At 72.1% G+C, this 18,945-nt stretch carries 17 protein-coding genes; 7 read left to right on the top strand and 10 right to left on the bottom strand.

Going from position 1 to position 18,945, the window contains the following annotated elements; genetic code table 11:
- Positions 1-53: 53 nt before the first annotated feature.
- From ACSVDD_RS26305 to ACSVDD_RS26285, 5 genes are all read left to right on the top strand, one after another.
- On the top strand, positions 54-935 hold the full coding sequence (locus tag ACSVDD_RS26305) for a DMT family transporter (protein ID WP_448192392.1): 882 nt from the start codon (positions 54-56) through the stop codon (positions 933-935).
- Between the two features lie 78 nt (positions 936-1,013).
- A complete protein-coding gene (gene cobW, locus ACSVDD_RS26300; RefSeq protein ID WP_448192426.1) occupies positions 1,014-2,045 on the top strand; it encodes a cobalamin biosynthesis protein CobW in 1,032 nt (343 codons plus the stop codon).
- A gap of 4 nt (positions 2,046-2,049) precedes the next feature.
- On the top strand, positions 2,050-5,808 hold the full coding sequence (cobN, locus tag ACSVDD_RS26295; RefSeq protein ID WP_448192391.1) for a cobaltochelatase subunit CobN: 3,759 nt from the start codon (positions 2,050-2,052) through the stop codon (positions 5,806-5,808).
- Positions 5,805-6,431, top strand: a complete 627-nt coding sequence (gene cobO / locus ACSVDD_RS26290) for a cob(I)yrinic acid a,c-diamide adenosyltransferase (RefSeq protein WP_448192390.1) — start codon at positions 5,805-5,807, stop codon at positions 6,429-6,431. The genes cobN and cobO overlap by 4 nt, the downstream gene beginning before the upstream one ends.
- Before the next feature lie 219 nt (positions 6,432-6,650).
- Positions 6,651-7,808 (top strand): DUF3095 family protein, encoded by a 1,158-nt coding sequence (locus ACSVDD_RS26285; protein WP_448192389.1) that lies wholly within the window; start codon positions 6,651-6,653, stop codon positions 7,806-7,808.
- Here ACSVDD_RS26285 and ACSVDD_RS26280 read toward each other — a convergent pair.
- The 4 genes from ACSVDD_RS26280 to cobA form a co-directional block, all read right to left on the bottom strand.
- Entirely contained in the window at positions 7,805-8,074 is a 270-nt protein-coding gene (locus ACSVDD_RS26280; RefSeq protein ID WP_448192388.1) for a hypothetical protein, read from the bottom strand. The genes ACSVDD_RS26285 and ACSVDD_RS26280 overlap by 4 nt on opposite strands.
- 211 nt (positions 8,075-8,285) lie before the next feature.
- The gene (locus ACSVDD_RS26275; RefSeq protein WP_448192387.1) at positions 8,286-8,681 is read right to left on the bottom strand and encodes a hypothetical protein; all 396 of its coding nucleotides are present in this window, start codon (positions 8,679-8,681) and stop codon (positions 8,286-8,288) included.
- 50 nt (positions 8,682-8,731) lie between these two features.
- Complete coding sequence (locus ACSVDD_RS26270; RefSeq protein WP_448192386.1) at positions 8,732-10,030, bottom strand: cobyrinic acid a,c-diamide synthase CobB; 1,299 nt, start codon at positions 10,028-10,030, stop codon at positions 8,732-8,734.
- Between the two features lie 10 nt (positions 10,031-10,040).
- A complete protein-coding gene (cobA, locus tag ACSVDD_RS26265) occupies positions 10,041-10,841 on the bottom strand; it encodes a uroporphyrinogen-III C-methyltransferase (RefSeq protein ID WP_448192385.1) in 801 nt (266 codons plus the stop codon).
- 42 nt (positions 10,842-10,883) lie between these two features.
- Between cobA and ACSVDD_RS26260 the strand changes: the two genes are divergently transcribed.
- Entirely contained in the window at positions 10,884-11,960 is a 1,077-nt protein-coding gene (locus ACSVDD_RS26260; protein ID WP_448192384.1) for a cobalt-precorrin-5B (C(1))-methyltransferase, read from the top strand.
- A gap of 3 nt (positions 11,961-11,963) precedes the next feature.
- The gene (locus ACSVDD_RS26255) at positions 11,964-12,686 is read left to right on the top strand and encodes a cobalt-precorrin-6A reductase (protein WP_448192383.1); all 723 of its coding nucleotides are present in this window, start codon (positions 11,964-11,966) and stop codon (positions 12,684-12,686) included.
- 21 nt (positions 12,687-12,707) lie between these two features.
- Here ACSVDD_RS26255 and cobM read toward each other — a convergent pair whose 3' ends face one another.
- From cobM to ACSVDD_RS26225, 6 genes are read right to left on the bottom strand one after another with little or no spacing between them, the layout of a single operon-like run.
- Positions 12,708-13,469: a precorrin-4 C(11)-methyltransferase gene (gene cobM / locus ACSVDD_RS26250; protein ID WP_448192382.1), complete on the bottom strand. Its 762-nt coding sequence runs from the start codon at positions 13,467-13,469 to the stop codon at positions 12,708-12,710.
- A gap of 7 nt (positions 13,470-13,476) precedes the next feature.
- A complete protein-coding gene (gene cobJ, locus ACSVDD_RS26245; RefSeq protein WP_448192381.1) occupies positions 13,477-15,273 on the bottom strand; it encodes a precorrin-3B C(17)-methyltransferase in 1,797 nt (598 codons plus the stop codon).
- Entirely contained in the window at positions 15,270-15,953 is a 684-nt protein-coding gene (gene cobI / locus ACSVDD_RS26240) for a precorrin-2 C(20)-methyltransferase (RefSeq protein ID WP_448192380.1), read from the bottom strand. Before cobI ends, cobJ begins: the two co-directional genes overlap by 4 nt.
- Positions 15,950-17,161: a precorrin-6y C5,15-methyltransferase (decarboxylating) subunit CbiE gene (gene cbiE, locus ACSVDD_RS26235; protein WP_448192379.1), complete on the bottom strand. Its 1,212-nt coding sequence runs from the start codon at positions 17,159-17,161 to the stop codon at positions 15,950-15,952. The genes cobI and cbiE overlap by 4 nt, the downstream gene beginning before the upstream one ends.
- On the bottom strand, positions 17,158-17,805 hold the full coding sequence (locus ACSVDD_RS26230) for a precorrin-8X methylmutase (RefSeq protein ID WP_448192378.1): 648 nt from the start codon (positions 17,803-17,805) through the stop codon (positions 17,158-17,160). The genes cbiE and ACSVDD_RS26230 overlap by 4 nt, the downstream gene beginning before the upstream one ends.
- Complete coding sequence (locus tag ACSVDD_RS26225) at positions 17,795-18,916, bottom strand: sirohydrochlorin chelatase (RefSeq protein WP_448192377.1); 1,122 nt, start codon at positions 18,914-18,916, stop codon at positions 17,795-17,797. Before ACSVDD_RS26225 ends, ACSVDD_RS26230 begins: the two co-directional genes overlap by 11 nt.
- Positions 18,917-18,945 lie beyond the last annotated feature (29 nt).

Here is an 18,945-nt window from a genome sequence, read left to right as displayed (position 1 = left end):
CAGAATAAGCCGCCTCTGGCGGCTTTTTTCATGCCCGCCTTTTTGGTGCCCCCATGCTCGCCAACCTCGCAGCCCTTGGCGCCGCGCTCTGCTGGGCGGCGGGCGGCCTCATCGCCATCGCTCCGGTGCGCGCCATCGGCTCGGTCGCCTTCAACCGCATCCGCATGGTCATCGTCTTCAGCATGCTGGCCCTGGCGGCGACCGCCACCGGCGGCTGGGCGACGCTGGGGTGGGAGCAGACGGCGTGGCTGGCGCTGTCGGGGACGGTCGGGATTTTTCTGGGCGATACCGCGCTGTTCTGGGCGCTCGGCCGATTGGGCCCCAGGCGCAATGTGGTGATCTACGCCGCCAACGCGCCGATCACCGCGCTGCTGGGCTGGCTGGTGCTGGGCGAATCGCTGGCGCCGCTGACGCTGGTGGGAATCGCCCTGGTGACCCTGGGCGTCATGCTGGCGGTGGCGCTGCGCGGTGGCTCGCATGATTGGGAGGCGGTGCGGGGGTCGCTGCTGACCGGCGTCGGCGTCTGTCTGATCGCGGCGCTCTGTCAGGCCACGGGGTCGATTCTCGCCAAGCCGGCGCTGATGGCCGGTGCCGACCCGACGGCCGGGGCGGCGGTGCGTGTGGGCACGTCCGGGCTGCTGCTGTGGTCGGGGGCGCTGCTGCCGGGGGGGCGTGCGAGGCTCACCTACGGGCTAACGCCGCGAATCGTCGGCATGATCGCCGCCAACGGCTTCATCGGGCTGGGGCTGGGCATGACGCTGCTGCTGATCGGGCTGAAGTTCGGCGACGCCGGAGTCGCGGCGACGCTGTCGGCGACCAGCCCGGTGCTGATCCTGCCCATGCTGTGGGCGCTGACTGGCCAAGCGCCGCGACCCGGCGCCTGGATCGGTGCGGCGCTGGCGGTCGCGGGAATCATGCTGATCGTGAACCGGTAGCGCCAGGGCGCTGGGCTCTCTATAAAGACCGCCCAACGCAGTCGGACGTTTTACGGAGTCGCCCCCGTGAGCAGCAAGATGAGCAGCAAGATCCCCGCCACCATCATCACGGGCTTCCTCGGGGCCGGGAAGACCAGCCTGATTCGCCATCTGCTGGCGAACGCCGGCGGGCGGCGGCTGGCGCTGGTCATCAACGAGTTCGGCGATCTGGGCGTCGATCGCGAGCTGCTGGCCGGCTGCGGTGTGGAGGGCTGCGCGGAGGACGACATCGTCGAGCTGACCAACGGCTGCATCTGCTGCACCGTCGCCGACGATTTTCTGCCGAGCATCACGGCGCTGCTGGCCCGCCCGCAGCCGCCCGACCACATCGTCATCGAGACCTCGGGCCTGGCGCTGCCCAAGCCGCTGGTGAAGGCGTTCGGCTGGCCGGAGGTGCGCACCCGCGTCACCGTGGACGGCGTCATCGCCGTGATCGACGCCGAGGCCGTGGCCACCGGGCGATTCGCCCCGGATCTGGACGCGGTCGCCGCGCAACGGCAGGCCGACCCGACGCTGGATCACGAAAGCCCGCTGGAGGAGCTGTTCGAGGAGCAGATCCTGTGCGCCGACATGGTCGTGCTGAACAAGGCCGACCGCGTGGATTCCGCCACCATGGCCCGCGTGCGCCAGGAGGTGGCCGAGCATGTCCGCCCGCTGGTGAAGACGGTGGTCTCCACGCAGGGCGGCGTCGATCCGGCGGTGCTGCTGGGCCTGGGCTCGGCGGCCGAGAACGATCTCGACTCGCGCCGCTCGCACCATGAGGAGGAGGGCGACGACCACGACCACGACGAGTTCGAGAGCTTCGTCGTGCCGTTGCCCACGGTGGCCGACCCGGCCGAGGTCGAGGCGCGCATCCGCGCCACGGCGGCCGCGCACGACATCCTGCGCATCAAGGGCTTCCTCGACGTGGCCGGCAAGGCGATGCGCCATGTGATCCAGGGTGTGGGCGACCGCATCCAGGGCTATTACGACCGCCCGTGGAAGCCCGGCGAGGCGCGGCAGAGCCGGCTGGTGGTGATCGGTCAGCGCGGGCTCGACCGCGAGGCGATTTCCGCGGCGCTGGGCGCCTGATCCCATGCACCTCCTGGCCGCGCAGCCCGGCAGCCTGGGCGACGGCGGCGAGGCCGTCGATCTCGGCCAGAGCGCCGGTGACATCGTCTATTTGACCGCCGCGGACACCGAGCTGGCCTGTCTGGCGGCGGCGCGCGACCGGCTGGGCGAGGCGGGGCCGAGCCTGCGCCTCGCCAGCATCCTGCAACTCGGCCACAACCTGTCGGTGGACGTGTACGCCGAGAGCACGGTGGCGGCGGCGAAGCTGGTGATCGTCCGGCTGCTGGGCGGCGAGCGCTATTGGCCCTATGGAATCGAGCAGATCGCCGAGACCTGCCGGCGCCATGGCATTCCGCTGGCGGTGCTGCCCGGCGACGACCAGCCGGACCCGGAGCTGGCGCGGCGCTGCACCGTGCCGGCCGAGGCGGCGCACCGGCTGTGGCAGTACGGCGTGCACGGCGGCATCGACAACGCGGTGGAACTGCTGCGCTACGCCGCGGCGCTGATCGGCCGCGACTCGGGCTGGCGCGAGCCGATGCCGCTGCTGCGCGCCGGGCTGTACTGGCCGGGGGCGACCCGGCCGGATCTGGAGGAGGTGCGCGCGCACTGGATCGCCCAAGGGACCGGAGACGCGCCGGTGGCGGCAATCCTGTTCTATCGGGCGCTGGTGCAGGCGGCGAACCTCGCGGTGATCGATTCGCTGATCGACGCGCTGCGGGCGGAGGGGCTGAACCCGCTGCCGCTGTACACCACCAGCTTGAAGGAAGGCGCCGCCGCCGCGGTGATCGCCGAGCTGCTGGGCGCGGCCGGAGCGGACGTGATCCTCAACGCCACGTCGTTCGCGGTGTCGCAGCCGGGGGCGAAGCGCTCGGCGACGCCGTTCGACGAGGCGGATTGCCCGGTGTTGCAGGTGGTGTTCTCCGGCGGCAGCGAGGCGGCGTGGCGGGACGGCACGGCCGGGCTGTCGGCGCGCGACATCGCCATGAACGTGGCGCTGCCCGAGGTGGACGGCCGCATCCTCGCCCGCGCGGTGAGCTTCAAGGCCGAGGCGCGGCGGCATGAGGCGACGCAGAGCTGGATTCTCGATTACCGGCCGGTGTCGGACCGGGTGGCGTTCACCGCGCGGCTGGCGGCGGGGTGGGCGCGGCTGCGGCGGACTCCGGCGGCGGAGCGGCGGGTGGGCGTCGTGTTGGCGAACTACCCGAATCGGGATGGACGGCTGGCGAACGGGGTCGGGCTGGACACGCCCGCCGGGGTGGTCGAGGCGCTGGGCGCCATGCGGGCCGCGGGATATGCGGTGGATGGCGCGCCGGGCGATGCGGCCGGGCTGATGGCGGACATGCAGGCGGGTGTCACGAATGATGTGACGGCGTTGGATGAACGCGTGGTGCGCGAGACGTTGAGTGTCGCGGAGTACCGGCGGTTCTTCGATGGGTTGCCGGAGGCGGTGCGAAGCGCCGTTGTGGGGCGGTGGGGCGAGCCGGAGAGCGATCCGTTTGTCCGAACCGGTGCCTTCCGCCTCCCCGCGCTCCGCTACGGCAACGTCGCCATCGCCATCCAGCCGGCGCGCGGGTACAACCTCGATCCAGCGGGCAGCTATCACGATCCGGCGCTGGTGCCGCCGCACTCCTATCTGGCGTTCTATGCGTGGCTGCGGCTGAGCTTCGGCGCGCACGCCGTCGTCCATTTCGGCAAGCACGGCAACCTCGAATGGCTGCCCGGCAAGGCGCTGGCGCTGTCGGAGTCGTGCTTCCCGGAAGCAGCGCTCGGCGCCCTCCCCCACCTCTACCCGTTCATCGTCAACGACCCCGGCGAGGGCACGCAGGCCAAGCGCCGAGCGTCCGCCGTCATCATCGACCACCTCACCCCGCCGCTGGCCCGCGCCGAGAGCTACGGCCCGTTGCGGGAACTCGAAATGCTGGTGGACGAGTATTACGAGGCGGCGTCGCTCGACCCGCGCCGCCTGCCGGAGCTGCGCGCGCGCATCCTCGATCTGTCGGCGACGACCGGCATCGCCGCGGATTGCGGCGTGGCGCCGGACGACGATCCGCCGACCGCGCTGTCCAAGCTCGACCGCCATCTGTGCGAGTTGAAGGAACTCCAGATCCGCGACGGCCTGCACATCTTCGGCCGCTCGCCGGACGGCGTGCAGCGCGACGCGCTGCTGGTGGCGCTGGCTCGCCTGCCGCGCGGCAAGGGTGAGGGCAAGGACGCCTCGCTGATCCGCGCGCTGGCGGCGGATCTGGGGCTGACGGAGTTCGACCCGCTCGACACCGACATGGCCGCGGCGTGGACCGGTCCGCGTCCGCCCGAACTGGCCGGCGCGGAGCCCTGGCGCACCGCCGGCGACACGGTGGAGCGATTGGAAGGGCTGGCGCTCGCCCTGGTGTCCGGCGAGGCAGTCTGCGATCCGGCCTGGACGCGCACCCGCGCCGTTCTCGACTGGATGACCGGCGAGCTGGCCCCCACCGTCGATGCCTGCGGCGGCGCCGAGATCGACGGGCTGCTGCGCGGGCTCGATGGCCGGTTTGTGCCGCCCGGCCCCTCGGGGGCGCCGTCGCGGGGGCGGCCGGAGGTGCTGCCCACCGGGCGCAACTTCTACTCGGTGGACACCCGCGCGGTGCCGACCCCGTCCGCATGGCAACTGGGCTGGGCGTCGGCGACCCGCGTGGTCGAGCGCTATTTGCAGGAGCACGGCGACTGGCCGCGCACCCTCGCCCTGTCAGCCTGGGGCACCGCCAACATGCGCACGGGCGGCGACGACATCGCCCAGGCGCTGGCGCTGATGGGCGTGCGGCCGACCTGGGACACCGCGACGGGGCGCGTCACTGGCTATGAGATCCTGCCCCACGGCGTGCTCGACCGCCCCAGGGTGGACGTGACGCTGCGCGTGTCGGGCTTCTTCCGCGACGCTTTCCCGGCGCAGATCGATCTGGTGGACCAAGCCGCCCGCGCCGTCGCCGCGCTGGACGAGCCGGAGGATGTCAACCCGCTGGCCGCCCGCGTCCGCCGTGACCGCGAACGGCTGGAGGCCGCCGGCATCGGCGCGGACGAGGCGGCACAGCGCGCCGGCTTCCGCGTTTTCGGCTCGATGCCCGGAGCCTATGGCGCCGGCTTGCAGGCGCTGATCGACCAGCGCGGCTGGGAGACCGACAAGGACCTCGCCGACGCGTACCTCGCCTGGGGCGGCTACGCCTACGGCACCGGCACGCACGGCGCCCCGGCCCGCGCGCAGTTCACCGAGCGGCTGTCCTCGGTGGAACTGGTGCTGCACAACCAGGACAACCGCGAGCACGACCTGCTGGACAGCGACGACTATTACCAGTTCGAGGGTGGCATCACCGCGGCGGTGCGCGTGCTGTCCGGCCAGCAGCCGGAGGTGTTCCACAACGATCACTCCCGCCCCGAAAGCCCACGCGTCCACACCCTGAAGGAAGAGATCGCCCGCGTCGTGCGCGCCCGCGTGGTGAACCCGAAATGGATCAAGGGCGCCATGCGCCACGGCTACAAGGGCGCCTTCGAGCTGGCCGCCACGGTGGATTACCTGTTCGCCTTCGCCGCCACGGCGCGCTGTGTGGGCGACCACCATTTCGATGCGGTGTTCGAGGCCTATGTCATGGACGACGCGGTGCGCGACTTCATGGCGGAGGCCAACCCGGCGGCGCTCAAGGAGATGGCGGAACGCCTGTTGGAAGCGCTCGACCGCGGGCTGTGGCGCCCGCGCGCCAACGCGGCACACATCACGCTGAAGGAACTCAGCGGACAGGGAGGGGACGAGGGATGACCGAGGAAACCGAGGCCGGCGGCGAAGACGTCAACGCCCGCCACGCCGAGAAGATGGCCAAGAAGAAGGCGGCGCGCGACCGCATGCTGGCCGGCAAGACCATCGAGAAGGGCCTGCTGATCGTCCACACCGGCAAGGGTAAGGGCAAGTCCACCGCGGCGTTCGGCATGGTGCTGCGCGCGGTCGGGCACGGCATGCGGGTCGGCGTCGTGCAGTTCGTCAAGGGCAAGTGGGCGACCGGCGAGCGCACCGTGCTGGAGCGCTTCCCTGATCAGGTCGAATTCCACGCGCTGGGCGAGGGCTTCACCTGGGAGACGCAGGACCGCGAGCGCGACATCGCCTCCGCCCGCGCCGCCTGGGAGGCCGCCAAGCGCCAGATCGAGGCCCCGGACATCCGCATGGTCCTGCTGGACGAGCTGAACATCGTGCTGCGCTACGGCTATCTGCCGCTGGAGGAGGTGGTTGAGTATCTGCGCGCCAAGCCGGCGGACACGCACGTCATCGTCACCGGCCGCAACGCCGCCGACGAGCTGATCGAGGTGGCCGATCTGGTGACCGAGATGACCATGGTGAAGCACCCGTTCCGCGAAGGCGTGAAAGCCCAGGCGGGGATCGAGTTCTGATATGATCCCTCTCCCGCCCCGGGAGAGGGAGGGACCCGCGCGCAGCGTGGGAGGGTGAGGGGGAATCCAAGGATCCTTGCAGCACCCTCACCCGGCTCTCGGCGAATGCCATAGCATTCGCCTGACGCCGTCAGCGCAAACTATGTTTGCGCGAGAGGCCGCTGCGCGGCCACCCTCTCCCGGGGCGGGAGAGGGATTTTACGGGCGAGGACCCACCCCATGCGCCTGCCGACCATCCGCGACTTCGCGCGCGAAGCGACCATGCCCGGCTGCTACACGGCGCTGGGGCCGGACTGGTCGCTGGCCATCGCCGACGTGGTCGGCAGCACCCGCCTCGCGTCGGAAGGCCGGCACCGCGAGGTGAACTTCGTGGCCGGCGCGGTCATCGCCGTGCTGACCGAGGTGCTGCGCCAGCCGCCCATCGAACCGGCCTGCCAGTTCGGCGGCGACGGCGCCATCGCCGCGGTGCCGCCCGGCTGCCGGTCGGTCGCGGCGGACGCGCTGGCGGCGCTGGCCGACTGGGCGGGGACCGAGATGGACGTGCCGTTGCGCGTCGGCATCGTGCCCGTCCGCGAGCTGACGGACGCCGGGCTGGAAGCCATGGCGGCCTTGCAGGACTTCGGCCAGGGCAACGCGTTCGGGCATTTCCTCGGCTCCGGCATCGCCACCGCCGAAGCGTGGGTGAAGGCCGATCCCAAGCGGCAGATCGCCCCCCGTCCCGGCCCGCTGCCCGGTCTGGAAGGGCTGTCGTGCCGCTGGCGGCCGGTGCCGACGCGGCACGGCACGATCCTCTGCGTCATCGCCGACCCCATCGCCCCCGGCGCCAAGGGACTGGAAATCATCACCCGACTGCAAGCCGACATCGAACGCATCGTCCCCACCGAGACGGCGGCACCGCTCGGCGACGGCGAGCCGCTGCGCCTGCGCCTGCCCACCGTGGAATCGCTGCGCCTGGAAGTGCGGACCGAACCGCGCCGCCGCCGGCCCATGCGCATGGTGCGCGCGGTCGCCGGCAGCGGGCTGCTGTGGCTGGCGCATAAGACCGGCATCCGCGTCGGCGCGCTGGATATTCCGCGCTACCGCCGCGCGCTGGCCGAGCGTTCCGATTACCGCAAGGAGGCCGGCGGCCCGCGCTATGTCCTCGATGTGACGGAGGGCGAGGCGGCGGCCATCGAGGCGCTGCTGGAGCGTTACGCGGCTGCTGGCGAGATCCTGTACGGAACGGCGCGCGCGGATTCGACCACCATCACCTGCGTGGTCGGCGACTTCGCCGCCGACCGGCACGTGCACTTCGTCGACGGGGCGGAACTGGGGTTCTGGCGCGCGTCGGTGCAGCTCAAGGCCATGCGCACCCGTGCGGCGGAACCCGCGGTTTAATCCCCCGCCATGCAGCGGCGGTAGTTCTTGGGGTCGTTCTTGTAGAGGCGGGTGCAGCCTTCCACCAGCGAGTCGTCGCTCTTGCGCTCGCCGCGGACGCACTCGTTGTACTTGTTGGTGCCCACGGAGAAGCGCTGCCGGCATCCCTCGGCCAGCGCGGCCCGCGCCCGGCTGCCCAGTTGCCGGGAATTGTCCTCGTAGGATCGTGAATCGTACGAGCTGCGCCGATACCCCGAGCCACCGTCCGACATGCACCCGGCGAGCATCAGTGAAAGACCTGCCGCAACAATCAGAACTCGCCCTGCCATCGTCGTCTCCGTCCGTTCATCACCAATGATGAACACATTTCGATGAACCCGCGCTACACGAGATTCACTCCGGGTCCATCGCCGGAAACACGAAACCCGGACGTCGATTATCGGACCAGGAAACTATACTGGACCGCTGGCTGCCAAAGAAGACGCCGGACGGGACGGCTCAGTGCGGAGGCGGCAGATCCTGCAGCTGTGGGCCGGGTGCCGGCAGGAGTTGCGGTGGCGAGCGCGGCGGCAGGTCCCGAGCATGCTTCCGCGGCTGGTCCTGAACATGCCTGCGTCCGCCGTCGCCGGGGTCCTGGCGCCGCACCTCGCGGTCCGGCCGGCGGTCGCTCTCGTGCCGCCAGTGCCGGCGCTCCCAGGAGCGGTCGTAGCCATAGTCCTCGTACCGCGACGAACCGTAGCCATAGTGGTAGGACGGTCGGTACCCGTAGGACGAGCCGTAGCCGTACGACGGCACATAGCCGTAATCCGGGGCGTACCCATAGGACCCCTCGGCCACCATGCACCCGGCGAGCATCAGCGAAACCCCAGCCGCCGCCAGAAACCGCCCGTTCATCGCCGCCTCCACCCGTTCCTTCTAACGGTGAACAGGCGGGGACCGGCGTTTCATCCGGCGCGGTCCACCAAATGTACAAAGGAGCCGAAAACCGGGCCGCGCCGGCTGCCCAGCGCGCCAAGGTCGGTTCCCCGCGCATCGGCAACGCGGAACAGCGGTTCGCCGGTGCCCGCCGAAAGGGTGCGGGCGTAGTGGAACTCGTGGCCGCGCAGGGGCGTGCCGGCCGGCCCCAGCGGGGAGTCGGCCAGCGTCACCGCGCGCCGGTAGCCGAGGTGCAGCGCGCGCCGGGCGAACGAGGTCGCCACCGGCAGCAGCCCGGCCATGGCGTGGGTGACGCCGTCGGCGTCTTCCAGCGCCTCGCCGAGCACCATGTAGCCGCCGCACTCGCCGTACACCGCCGCCTCGCGATGCGCGGCGGCGCGCAGGCCGTTCAGGAAGCGGCGGTTGCCGGCGAGACGGCCGGCGTGCAGTTCGGGATAGCCGCCGGGCAGATAGACGGCGTCCGCGGTGGCGTCCGGCGCCTCGTCGGCGAGCGGCGAGAAGGGGTACAGTTCGGCACCCTGCGCCCGCCAGTCCTCCAGCAGGTGCGGGTAGGCGAAGGCAAACGCCGCGTCCGACGCCAGCGCGATGCGGCGGCCGAGCGGCGGGAGGGCGAAGCCCTGGGGCGAGGTGGCGAAGCGCGCGGGTTGCGCCAGGGCGCGGAGCGCCTCCAGGTCCACCGCCCCGCCCAGCACCGCGGCGGCGCGGTTGAGGAAGGCGTCGAGGTCGGCGTGCTCCTCCGCCTGGACGAGGCCGAGGTGACGGCTCGGCAGGTCGAGTACGGCGTCGCGCGGCACCGCGCCCAGCACCGGTACGCCCAGCGGCGCCAGCGCCGTGCGGATGATGGCCTCATGCGAGGCGCTGCCGACGCGGTTGAGGATCACGCCGGCCACCGTCACGTCCGGGCGGAAGCTGCGGAAACCGTGCAGCACCGCCGCCGCCGAGGGACCCTGCCGCGCCACGTCCAGCACCAGCACCACCGGCCAGCCGGCCAGCGCCGCCAGATCCGCGGTCGAGCCGGTGCCGTCCGCCGCCCCGTCGAACAGGCCCATGACGCCTTCGACGATCAGCATCCCGGCCGACACGGCGGCAAGGCGCGCCAGCGTCTCCGGCCGCATCGCCCAGGGGTCGAGGTTGCGGCACGGCCGGCCGCTGGCCGCCGCGTGGAAGCGCGGGTCGATGTAGTCCGGGCCGACCTTGGCCGACGCCACGTCCACCCCGGCCCGGCGCAGCGCGCGCAGCAGGCCCAGCGTCACCACCGTCTTGCCGCTGCCGGAACCGGGCGCGGCGATGACGAGGCCCGGCGTCATCACAGGTATGTCACCACGGCAGCTGGCCCCTCCCCTGCCCGAGCACCGCGTGCAGATCGACCACCGGGCCGATGACGATCATCGCCGGCGGCTCGATGCCGCTGGCCACCACGTCCTCCGCAGCGCAGGACAGCGTGGTGGTCAGCACCCGCTGCTCGGGCAGCGTGGCGTTGGCGACCACGGCGACCGGCTCGTCGGGGCTGCGCCCGCCGTCGATCAGGCGCTGGGAGATCGCGCCGATGTGCTTCAGGCCCATGTAGAGCACCAGCACGTGCGTGCCCTTGGCGAGCGCCGCCCAGTCCAGCCCGTCCGGTACCTCGCCGGTGGTGGAGTGGCCGGTGGCGAAGGTCACCGCCTGCCCGCTCTCGCGGTGGGTGATCGGGATGCCGGCGTAGGCCAGCCCGCCGATGCCCGCGGAGATGCCGGGGATGACACGGAACGGCACGCCGGCCTCGGCCAGCGCCAGGGCCTCCTCGCCGCCGCGGCCGAAGACGAATGGGTCACCGCCCTTCAGGCGCAGCACGCGGCGGCCGCCCTGCGCCAGCTCAACCAGACGGCGGGAGATGTCCGGTTGTTTGGGGGAGGGCTTGCCGCCGCGCTTGCCGGCGAAGATGCGCTCGGCGTCGGGGCGCACCATGTCGAGGATGCCGGGGCCGACCAGCGCGTCGTAGACGACCACGTCCGCTTGGCGCAGCGCGTTCAGCGCGTGCAGCGTCAACAGCCCCGGATCGCCCGGACCCGCGCCGACCAGCCACACCGTGCCGGGCTCGAACATTGGCAGGTTCAGCTCCGGCATTGCAGCGACGCTCATTCACCCCTCCCAAACACTCCGTGCGGAGCCTATAACCCGACCATGAAGAAACCGGAAGGACCGTTGCGCCGCGGCTGGACGACCGGGGCCTGCGCCACCGCCGCCACCAAGGCCGCGTACACGGCCCTGCTCGCCCACGCCTTCCCCGACCCCGTCGGGATCGTCCTGCCGCGCGGCGAACGGCCGAGCTTCGCGCTCGCCCACGCCACGCGCACGGAAGATGCCGCGACCGCGGGAATCGTCAAGGATGCCGGCGACGACCCGGACGTGACGCACGGCGCGCTGATCCTCTCCACCGTGTACCACGGAGCGCCGGGCTCCGGTGTGATCTTCCGGGCGGGGCCGGGCGTGGGCATTGTGACCAAGCCCGGCCTGCCGATCCCGCCCGGCGAGCCCGCCATCAACCCGGTGCCGCGCGCGATGATGCGGGCGGTGGTCGCCGAGGTCGCCGCGGCGTTCGGCGGGAGCGGCGACGTGGTGGTGGAGATCGCCGTCGCCGGGGGCGAGGCGCTGGCGAAGAAAACATGGAACCCGCGGCTGGGCATCGTCGGCGGGCTGTCGATCCTCGGCACGACGGGGGTGGTGGTGCCGTTCTCCTGCTCGGCCTGGATCCACTCGATCCAGCGCGGAGTGGACGTGGCGCGGGCACTGGGGCTGACGCACGTGGCGGGCTGCACCGGGTCGACGTCGGAAGGGCTGGTCAAGCGGCTGTACGGGCTGGAGGAGTCGGCGCTGCTCGACATGGGCGACTTCGCCGGGGGGCTGCTGAAGTACATGAAGCGCAACCCGCTGCCGAAGCTGACCATCGCCGGTGGGTTCGCCAAGATGGTCAAGCTCGGCCAGGGGGAATTGGATTTGCACTCCGGCCGCAGTCAGGTGGATCTGGGCTGGCTGGCCGGGCGGCTGGAGGGGTTGGGGGCCGACGCCGGTCTGGTCGCACTGGCGCGGACCGCCAACACGGCGAAGCAGGTGCTGGATGCCGCCGCGGGGGTGCCGCTGGGCGACGCCGTCGCCGAGGCGGCGCGGCGCACGGCGCTGGACGTGCTCGACGGGGCGGGGGTGGCGGTCGAGGTGCTGGTGGTGGACCGCACCGGTCACCTCGTCGGCCGGGCAGGCTGAGCCGTGCGCGTTCTGATCCTCGGCGGCACGACGGAGGCGGCGGGGCTGGCGCGCGCTTTGAACGGTTTTGAGGTCATCACGTCGCTGGCCGGGCGCACGCGCACGCCCGCGGCGCTGCCCGGCCGGGTGCGCGTCGGCGGCTTCGGCGGGGCGCAGGGCTTAGCCGAGTATCTGGAGGCGGAGGGCATCGAGGCGCTGGTCGATGCGACGCACCCGTTCGCCGTGCGGATCTCCGCCAACGCGGCGCAAGCGGTCCGGCTGCGTCCGACGCCGTGGCTGATGCTGGTTCGCCCGGAATGGACAGCGCAGCGGGGCGATTGCTGGACGTGCGTGCCGGACATCACCAAGGCGGCGGATGCGGTGCCGGCGGGGGCGCGCGCTTTCCTTGCCATCGGCCGGCAGGAGTTGGCGCCCTTCGCGGAACGCGCCGACGCGTGGTTCCTCATCCGCAGCGTCGAGCCGCCGGACGGACCTTTACCGCCGCGGCACAGGGTGGTCACCGCGCGCGGGCCGTTCCGGGTCGAGGACGAGGCGGCGCTGCTGATGGAGCACCGGATTGGCCTGCTGGTCGCCAAGAACAGCGGCGGGGACGACACCAAGCTGGTGGCGGCGCGGCGTCTGGGGATTCCCGTGGTGCTCGTGGAACGGCCGGCGCTGCCGGACGGGGAGCGGGTTGGGACGGTGGATGAGGCGGTCGCGTGGCTCGGTCGGTTGGGCCAAGCGTAAGCGCGGCCCAACCTGCACCTTCTATTTCCGCTCCGGGCGGAGGACGTGGACGTGCTGGGGATCGTACAGGGCGCTGTCGCGGAAGCCGTGCGCGTCGAGCACGCGGCCGACCAGGACCAGCGCGGTGCGGGTCAGCTTGGCCTCGCGGACCTTGGCACGGATGTCCGACAGCGTGCCGCGGATGACCTGCTGGTCCGGCCACGTCGCGCGGTAGACCACCGCCACCGGGCAGTCCGTGCCGTAGTGCGGCGACAGCTCCGACACCACGTGGTCGAGGTTGCGCACCGACAGGTGGATCGCCAGCGTCGCCCGCGACGCGCCCAGCGACGCCAGTTCCTCGCCCGGCGGCATCGGCGAGGACTTCATGGCGGTGCGCGTCAGGATGATGGTCTGCGCCACCTCGGGCAGGGTCAGCTCGGTCGCCAGCACCGCGGCGGCGGCGGCGAAGGCCGGCACGCCGGGCGTCACGTCGTAGGGGATGCCGAGATCGACCAGACGCCGCATCTGCTCGGCGATGGCGCCGTAGATCGACGGGTCGCCAGAGTGCACGCGCGCCACGTCCAGGCCCTTGTCGTGGGCGTCCAGCATCTCGGCAACGATCTCGTCGAGGTTCAGCGGGGCGGTGTCCACAACGCGGGCGCCCTCCGGCGCATAGCCCACCACCTCCTCCGGCACCAGGGAGCCGGCGTAGAGGCAGACCGGGCACGTGGCGATCAGGTCGCGGCCGCGCACGGTGATGAGGTCGGCGGCTCCCGGACCGGCGCCGATGAAATGGACGGTCATCGTTTCGTTACCCCTCGCGCTTCGCGGCATAGCCCCGCGGCGTGTAAACCCAGGCGCCGCCATCGCCGCGCGGCACGGTGCGCGTCTCGCTCGACCCGATCATCACCAGCGTCAGCATGTCCACCTGACCGGCGTCCAGTTCGCCGAGCGTCGTCAGGCGGATCGTCTCCCCGGCGCGGCCGAGGTTGCGGGCGAGGATGACCGGGGTCGTCGCCGGCCGGTGCTCAAGGAAGACGCGGCGAAGTTCACCCAACTGGGTGGTGCGGCGCTGTGAGACCGGGTTGTAGATGGCGACCACGAAATCCCCCGCCGCCGCGGCGCGGATGCGGTTCTCGATGACCTCCCACGGCGTCAGCAGGTCGGACAGCGAGATGGTGCAGAAGTCGTGCCCGAGCGGCGCTCCGGCCCGTGCTGCCGCGGCTTGCAACGCCGAGATGCCGGGCGTGACCGCCACCTCGACGCGGGTCCAGGCGTCGACGCCCTCGCGGTCGATCAGTTCGAACACCAGGGTTGCCATGGCGTAGATGCCGGCGTCGCCGCTCGACACCAGGGCGACGCTGCGGCCTTGCGCCGCGAGGCTGAGCGCGATGCGGCAGCGTTCCGTCTCGGCGCCGAGTTCATAGCCGTGCCGGCGCTTGCCCGCCGCGGCGGGGCCGAGCAGGTCGAGGTACAGGTGATAGCCGACGAGATCGGTGGCCTCGGCGAGCCAGCGCTCGGCCTCGGGCGTGCGCCAGTCCGGCGCGCCGGGACCGATGCCGACGATGGACACCCGGCCACGGGCGCGCCCGGCGTTCGCCGGGTCGATGGAAGCGTGCGCCAGGGCAACGGCGCAGGTGGCGCGCGCCGAGCGGCGCTTCGGCACGATCAACGTGGCGTCCGGGCCGGCGGCGGCCAAGGCCGCGCCCTCGGCGACGCCGTGGCAGCCGACTTCCTGGAACACGATGTCGGACGGGGTGGCGAGGCGCGGCGCCTCCTTCTCCAGCCGGGCGGCGTCGAAGAAGCGCGCCGGGACGCCGATTTCCCGCGCCGCGGCGTGCACCGCCGGCTCGTCGGACTTGAGGTCCAGCGAGGTCACCAGCGCCACCGCACCTTCCGACAGGCCAGCGTCGGCCAGCGTGGCGCGGACCAGGGCGATCACCTCGGCCGGGTCGGCGCCGCGCTCGCAGCCGACGCCGACGGCCAGCACCGGCGGGTGGTAGACCAGCGTTCGCGCGTCGCCCGCGTCGGCACGCTCGGTGACGCGCAGGGTGTGCTGGGCGTCGGCGGCGAAGGGCAGCTTTGTCTCGGACAGCCACGGCGCGGCGCCGTCCAGGCGGCACGATGCGCCGGACAGCAATTCCGCCATGAAGGGCTTGGCGTCCTGCGGGTTGGCGAGGTGCCAGCCCTCGGGCGGCTCGTCCAGCGCCACGCCAAAGGCGCGGTCGCCGGAGGTGGTCACCGCCGCCACCACGCCGAACGCCTCGGCGATGCGGCGGGCCAGCGCGTTGGCGCCGTGATGGCCGCCGAGCAGCGGCACCACCGCCTCGCCGTCCTCGGCCAGCGCCAGCACCGGCGGTTCGGCGTGCTTGTCGGCCAGCAGCGGGGCCAGCGCCCGCACGAGGATGCCGGCGGCGCAGACGCCGACGATGGGCGTTCCGGCAGCGAACAGGCCGCGCACATGCTCCAGCGTGTCGGTGAAGGTGGCGTCGGCGCCCTGGACGCGCGACGAGAGGCCGTGCACCTGGGCGCCGGGCAGGACCGCGGCGGCGCTGCGCGCGGTGGCGAGCCCAAGCGGCGAAAGGACGACGAAGACCACGGATTTCATCGCGGGACCAGGATCATGGAGAAATAGGGAACCGGCGGCTCGACCGCGGCCAGCGGCAGCACGCGCTGGTCGGGCAGGCCGGCACGCTCGACGTACAGGGCACGCTGCGTCAGGTCCAGCTCATCGAGAACGGCGCGGACCTTGGCGAAATGGCGGCCGAGCTTCATCACCACGGCGGCGTCGGTGGAGGCCAGACGCGCGCGTAGGACGGACGCCTCCAGGGGCGCGGGCAGAACCGTCAGCACGTCGTTGCGCGACACCAGCGGGACCGGCACCGCGGCGGCCGTGGCGGTCAGCGAACTGACGCCCGGCACCACCTGCACCGGGAAGCGCTCGGCCAAGCGCGTGAACAGGTATTGGAACGAGCCGTAGAAGAACGGGTCGCCCTCGCACGGCACCGCCACGTCGCGGCCGGATGCGAGGTGCTCGGCCAATTCCTCGGCGGCGCGGTCGTAGACGGCTTGGCCGCCGGTGGGGTCGGCGCTCATGGCGATGCGGATGGGGATCTCAATCTGCCCGCCGGGCAGGTGCGACGCCACGATGGAGCGGGCGAAGCTCTCGTCCTCGTTGGCGGCGAGATAGGCGATCACCGGGGCCGCGCGCAGGATGCGCAACGCCTTCAGCGTCACCAGTTCCGGGTCGCCGGGGCCGACGCCCAAACCGTACAGCGTGCCGGTCATGGCTTGACCACCGCGAGCTGCGTCACCGGCCGGAACGGCTGCCAGCCGGAGAAGCCGCCGAGGTTCGCCGCGCGGCTCACCGAGATCTGCGTCAGGCTGCCGCCGAGCCGGGCGTACAGGCCGAACAGCGCCTGTTCGCCCTCCAGCGTCACGGCGTTGGCGACGAAACGGCCGCCGGGGGGCAGCGCCTCCCAGCACGCCTCGACCACGCCGGGGATGGTGATCCCGCCGCCGACGAACACGGCGTCGGGCTTGGGCAGGGTGTTCAGCGCGTCGGGGGCTTTGCCGGCGATGATGCTCAGGCCCGGCACGCCCAGCGCCGCGGCGTTTTCGGCGATCAGCGCCAGACGGTCGGCGCGGTGCTCGATGGCGATGGCGCGGGCGCGCGGGGCGGCGCGCATCCATTCTATGGCGATGGAGCCGCAGCCGGCGCCGACGTCCCACAGGATTTGCCCCGGCACGGGGGCCAGCGCCGCCAGCGTGACGGCGCGCACCTCGCGCTTGGTGAGCTGGCCGTCGTGGCGGAACACCTCGTCCGGCAGGCCGGGGATGCGCGGCAGCAGGGGCGTGCCCGGCTCGGCGACGCACTCGACGGCGAGCGTGTTGAGGTCGGCGTGCGGCTGGTCGGTCCAGTCCGCGGCGGTGCCTTCGACGCGCTTCTCCTGGAAGGCGTGGCCCATGCGCTCCAGCACGGTGAGGCGGCTCGGGCCGTAGCCGCGCCCGCGCAGCAGCGCAGCCGCCTTGGCCGGCGTGCCGGCGTCGGCGCTCAGCGCCAGGACGCGGGCGCCGGGCTGCACCGCCGGGTGCAGCAGCTCGACCGGGCGGCCGTGCAGGGTCAGGCACTCGACCTCCGCCCGCGCCCAGCCCAAGCGGGCGCAGGCCAGCGCGAAGGCGCTGGGGGCCGGGATGATCGTGGTTTCGGTGATCGGGAAATGCTTTAGCAGCGTGGTGCCGACGCCGTACAGCAGCGGGTCGCCGCTCGCCAGCACGCAGACGCGGGCGTTCCGGCGGCGCTCCAGCTTTTCGATCAGCGCGTCGAAGGGCGACGGCCAGACGAGGCGCTCGGCCTCGTGGTCGGGGATCATGGCGAGGTGGCGCTCGCCGCCGACCAGAACCTCGGCGGCGGTGATGGCGCGCAGCGCCGCTTCGGACAGGCCGGCGACCCCGTCCTCGCCGATGCCGACGATGGTCAGCCAGGCCGCGCTCATGTGCCGAGCCCCGTCGCCAGCGCGTTGACCGCCGCCGCCGCGAGAGCGCTGCCGCCGCGCCGGCCGCGCACGGTGACGAAGGGCAGGCCGCGCGGGTTGCCGGCCAGCTCCGCCTTGGACTCCGCGGCTCCGACGAAGCCCACCGGAAAGGCCAGCACCGCCGCCGGGCGGGGGGCACCGGCGTCGATCAGTTCCAACAGGCGGAACAGCGCGGTCGGCGCGTTGCCGATGGCGACGACGGCACCGTCCAGTTCGGGCAGCCAGCGGTCCACCGCGGCGGCCGAGCGCGTCGTGCCGATGGCCTGCGCCAGCCCCGGCACCGCGGCGTCGTGCAGGTGGCAGAGCACGCGGTTCTTCCTGGGCAGGTAGCGCGCGGTGATGCCGGCGCCGACCATCTGCGCGTCCACCAGGATCGGCGCCCCGGCCTGGAGCGCGGCCCGGCCGCTCGCCACCACGTCGGCGGAGCACGCGAGGTCGTCCAGCAGATCGACCATGCCGCAGGTGTGGATCAGGCGGATCGCCAGTTCGGCCACATCGGGGGTGAAGCGCGACAGGTCGGCCTCCGCCCGGATGGTGGCGAAGGACTGGCGGTAGATGGCGTTCGGGTCGCGCAGGTAGTCCAGCGCCTGGGGGTCAGTCGCCATCGGCGCCCGACCGGGTCAGGCTGCGCGGCCCCAGGGGATGGTCGGCGTGCGGATAGGGGTGGTGGCCGTGGTCGTGCGCGTGGGGGTGCCCGTGATCGTGCCCATGACCGTGATCATGATCGTGGGGATGGTCATGATCGTGGTGGTGGTGGTCGTGGTCATGACCATGATGATGATGGTGATGGTGATGGCCGTCATGGTCATGGTGGTGGTGATCGTCATCCGCCGCGGGGCCGACGCCGATGCCTTCCACGTGGTGGTGGTGGCTTTCCTGGCGCAGGCCGACCTCGTCCTCGAAGCCCAGGAAGCGTTCCCGGTACTTGCACATCTGGCAATTCATGTTGCCGGTGCCGTCCAGGATCTCGCTCACGCGGTCCCGCATCGTCTCCAGCACCATGGGGTGGTCGTTGAGGTAGGGCGCCTTGACGAACTCGATCTCCGGGTGGCGGGCGGCCACCACATCCGTCGCGTCGTAGATGCGCCGCACCAGGATGCCGGTGAACAGGAAGTACGGGAAGACGATGACGCGCTTGTAGCCCAGGCGCGCCACGTGCTCCAGCCCCGGCTCGACCAGCGGGAAGGTGACGCCGGAATAGGCGGTCTCGGCCCAGCCGAAGCCCATCCCCTCCCACAGCATGCGGGTGACCTTGGCGACGTTGGAATTGGCGTCGGGGTCGGACGAGCCGCGCCCGACCACCACCAGCAACGTGTCGTGCCGGGCGATGTGGTCGCCGGCGGCCTTGACCGCCTCGGCGACGCGGTCGCCGGCGGCGCGCAGCATCTTCAAGTCGATGGCCAGTTCGCGGCCATAGTCGATGGTCAGCCCCGGATGCTCGGCGGCGTAGGCGTTGAGCACCGAGGGGATGTCGTTCTTGGCGTGCCCGGCGGCGAACAGCATGGCCGGCACCGCAAGGATGCGCGTGCAGCCGGCGGCCACCAGCTTGTCCAGCCCTTCGCGCAGGACCGGGCGGGCGAACTCCAGATAGCCGTGCTCGACATGCTCATAGGGGAGCTGGTGAGCCAGCGTGTGCGCCACCGCGGCGAATTCCGCCACCGCCTGCGCGTCGCGGCTGCCGTGGCCGCAGATCATGACGCCGAGCTTGTCGCCCATCCCGAGCTTCCCTTCTGGCCGGAAGTCCT

It is taken from the genome of Azospirillum terrae, from assembly GCF_053470425.1.
The sequence above is the reverse complement of the archived record's forward strand: the minus strand, read 5'-3'. Positions and strand labels throughout refer to the sequence as shown.

Coding starts and splice junctions, on each gene's coding strand:
- ACSVDD_RS26305 (WP_448192392.1), top strand. CDS start 54: ATGCTCGCCAACCTCGCAGCCCTTGGCGCCGCGCTCTGCTGGGCGGCG.
- cobW (WP_448192426.1), top strand. CDS start 1,014: ATGAGCAGCAAGATCCCCGCCACCATCATCACGGGCTTCCTCGGGGCC.
- cobN (WP_448192391.1), top strand. CDS start 2,050: ATGCACCTCCTGGCCGCGCAGCCCGGCAGCCTGGGCGACGGCGGCGAG.
- cobO (WP_448192390.1), top strand. CDS start 5,805: ATGACCGAGGAAACCGAGGCCGGCGGCGAAGACGTCAACGCCCGCCAC.
- ACSVDD_RS26285 (WP_448192389.1), top strand. CDS start 6,651: ATGCGCCTGCCGACCATCCGCGACTTCGCGCGCGAAGCGACCATGCCC.
- ACSVDD_RS26280 (WP_448192388.1), bottom strand. CDS start 8,074: ATGCTCGCCGGGTGCATGTCGGACGGTGGCTCGGGGTATCGGCGCAGC.
- ACSVDD_RS26275 (WP_448192387.1), bottom strand. CDS start 8,681: ATGAACGGGCGGTTTCTGGCGGCGGCTGGGGTTTCGCTGATGCTCGCC.
- ACSVDD_RS26270 (WP_448192386.1), bottom strand. CDS start 10,030: ATGACGCCGGGCCTCGTCATCGCCGCGCCCGGTTCCGGCAGCGGCAAG.
- cobA (WP_448192385.1), bottom strand. CDS start 10,841: ATGAGCGTCGCTGCAATGCCGGAGCTGAACCTGCCAATGTTCGAGCCC.
- ACSVDD_RS26260 (WP_448192384.1), top strand. CDS start 10,884: ATGAAGAAACCGGAAGGACCGTTGCGCCGCGGCTGGACGACCGGGGCC.
- cobM (WP_448192382.1), bottom strand. CDS start 13,469: ATGACCGTCCATTTCATCGGCGCCGGTCCGGGAGCCGCCGACCTCATC.
- cobJ (WP_448192381.1), bottom strand. CDS start 15,273: ATGAAATCCGTGGTCTTCGTCGTCCTTTCGCCGCTTGGGCTCGCCACC.
- cobI (WP_448192380.1), bottom strand. CDS start 15,953: ATGACCGGCACGCTGTACGGTTTGGGCGTCGGCCCCGGCGACCCGGAA.
- cbiE (WP_448192379.1), bottom strand. CDS start 17,161: ATGAGCGCGGCCTGGCTGACCATCGTCGGCATCGGCGAGGACGGGGTC.
- ACSVDD_RS26230 (WP_448192378.1), bottom strand. CDS start 17,805: ATGGCGACTGACCCCCAGGCGCTGGACTACCTGCGCGACCCGAACGCC.
- ACSVDD_RS26225 (WP_448192377.1), bottom strand. CDS start 18,916: ATGGGCGACAAGCTCGGCGTCATGATCTGCGGCCACGGCAGCCGCGAC.